This window comes from Bradyrhizobium sp., from assembly GCF_049691595.1.
Taxonomy (GTDB): domain Bacteria; phylum Pseudomonadota; class Alphaproteobacteria; order Rhizobiales; family Xanthobacteraceae; genus Bradyrhizobium.
In genome coordinates this window covers 1-2371 of sequence record NZ_JBAVNZ010000112.1, presented here as the reverse complement: position 1 = coordinate 2371, position 2371 = coordinate 1, and the positions used below count along the sequence as shown (strand labels likewise).

The following is a 2371-nucleotide window of genomic DNA, read 5'->3' as shown; positions in this document are numbered from 1 at the left end:
GCTGCAAGGCGCGCAGAAAATTCTCCTGTGCCCAGTAGAAATTCGGCTGCTGGTACATCTCCGAACGGCCTTCGCGCGCCGGCACGGTGAGCGGACGGACGTGGACGCCATAGGCCTTGGTCCCCTGCAGCAGCGCGACATGCTCAAGCCCCGGCGCGGCCGGTTCAAGCGCAGCCATCAGGTTGCGGAGCATCAGGTCGTTGGTCCGAATCTGGTTCGGATCGCGCCAGCCGTCGACCAGGTTCGGCGCCTCGAACAGCGCGGCGTAGATCAGATGGGTCGCTCCGCGCAATTCAGCCGCGGCGCGGGCGCATTGCGCCGGATCGGTGAGGTCGATCGCTACATGGCGCGCGCCGTAGAGGTTGCGCGGGCTCCGCCGCGACAATGCGACAACCTCGATTCCATCGGATGCGCCGAAGTGCCGCAACGCGGCATTTCCGACCAGCCCGGTTGCGCCCGCGACCACGACTTTCTTCTCAGCCATCTCCAGCTCCACCGCGATTGCCGGCTCTGGTTAACAGATGACCGCGGGCCTTGCAGCTTGCCTGTTAGACTTTCGTTGGCCGGGTTCGTCCCTCTTCGCAACTGCGGTGAACGCTACGCCCTTGATTATCGATCCCCGATTGGTCATCCTGCCCGGGGTCCGCAATCGCGCGATTGATTGCATCCAGGAAATTAAGAGATTTCGAAAGTCGAATCCGATCAGCAATCCAACGTCGTCCGTCGGCGAACAATCAAAACGACAGTCAAGATCGTTGTCCCTCGTCGAGGTAGCGGCACCAACAGAGGGGAAGCACATGAAACGTCGTGATTTCTTGAAGGCAGGTGGCGTCGGTCTCGCCGCCAGTGCAGTTGCAGCGCCCGCAATCGCGCAATCGATGCCGGAGGTAAAGTGGCGGCTGGCGGCGAGCTGGCCGAAATCGCTCGATACGCTGTATGGCGGCTGCGAATATTTCGTCAAACGGGTCGCGGAAGTCACCGACAATCGGTTCCAGATCCAACCGTTCGCCGCCGGCGAAATCGTGCCGGGTCTGCAGGTGCTCGACGCCGTTTCGAACGGCACGGTCGAGATGGGCAATACCGCCCTGTATTATTACTGGGGCAAGAATCCGGCGTTCACGTTCGGCACCGCGCTGCCGTTCGGGCTCAACACGCGACAGCACATTTCCTGGCTGCTGTTCGGCGGCGGCTCGGACATGCTCAACGACCTCTTGAAGGAATATAAATGCATGGCCATTCCGACCGGCAGCACCGGCGCCCAGATGGGCGGCTGGTTCCGGAAGGAAATCAAGTCCATGGAGGATATCAAAGGCCTCAAATTCCGGGTCGGCGGATTCGCCGGGACCATCATCGCCAAGGTCGGCGGCGTGGCGCAGCAGATCGCGGGCGGTGACATCTACCCGGCGCTCGAAAAGGGCACTATCGATGCCGCCGAATGGGTCGGCCCCTATGACGACGAGAAGCTCGGCTTCGTGAAGGTCGCAAAGTACTATTACTATCCGGGCTGGTGGGAGGGCACCGGCCAGGGGCACAATGTCATCAACCTCGAAAAGTGGAACGCGTTGCCGAAGCACTATCAGGCGGCGATCGAAATCGCTTCGCACGATACCTTCACATGGGTCACCGGAAAGTATGACTACGTCAATCCGCCGGCGCTGAAGCGGCTGATCGCGGCCGGCGCGATCCTGCGGCCGTTCCCGCAGGAGGTGCTGGAGACCTGCTACACCGCCGCGAGCGAAATCTACGCGGATCTTTCCAAGAGCAATCCGCACTTCAGCAAGCTCTACAGCAGCCTGTCGGCCTATCGCAGCGAATCGCTGGCCTGGATGCAGGTCGCCGAACTCAGCTTCGACAGCTTCATGATGCGGATGCGCACGCGGACGTGACGGATCGGCACGGCGGCAATCGGAAAGCCCCGGAGCCAGCTCCGGGGTTTTTTTTGACCGCGCATTTCGTTTGATTGCGCCTATTCCTGGTCGTTGGCGCCGAGCGCATCGGCGAGCTTGTCGTAATATCTGGCCACCAGATCGATATTGCCCTTGTTCTCGATCGCCGGCGGCGGAGATTTCAGCGCCGCGTCGAGATCGGCCAGCGCCTCCTTCTTGTCCTTTGCGGACATCTTCTTGTCGGCTTCGACGAGCGCGATCTGCGCCTTGATGAGGGTTTCAGCACCAACATATTTCTTGGTCGCGGGATCGAAGCCGCCGAGCACCAGGCTGATATTGTCGACGACGTTATTGTAGTCGTCGTAGCCGGAAAATCCGTGCTTCTTCGCGATGCCGTCGAGCTGCGCGGTGATCTTGGGGTCCGGCTTGGCGTCCACCGCAATCTTTTCGGTGATCGGATCCATTTCCTTGGTCGCCGCGAGCAC

Annotated in this window: 3 protein-coding genes; 1 reads left to right on the top strand and 2 read right to left on the bottom strand. The window is 61.0% G+C overall.

The genetic code is table 11. From position 1 onward, the window contains the following. Nucleotides 1-484, bottom strand: a 484-nt coding sequence (locus WCE35_RS05210) for an NAD-dependent epimerase/dehydratase family protein (protein WP_424592277.1), incomplete at its 3' end; no start/stop codon positions are given. A 313-nt stretch (nucleotides 485-797) separates the two neighbouring features. Here WCE35_RS05210 and WCE35_RS05205 point away from each other — a divergent pair. Next, entirely contained in the window at nucleotides 798-1886 is a 1089-nt protein-coding gene (locus WCE35_RS05205; protein WP_424592276.1) for a TRAP transporter substrate-binding protein, read from the top strand. Nucleotides 1887-1966: 80 nt separating this feature from the next. Here WCE35_RS05205 and WCE35_RS05200 read toward each other — a convergent pair. Beyond that, the coding region (locus tag WCE35_RS05200; protein ID WP_424592275.1) for a hypothetical protein at nucleotides 1967-2371 on the bottom strand (405 nt) is incomplete at its 5' end.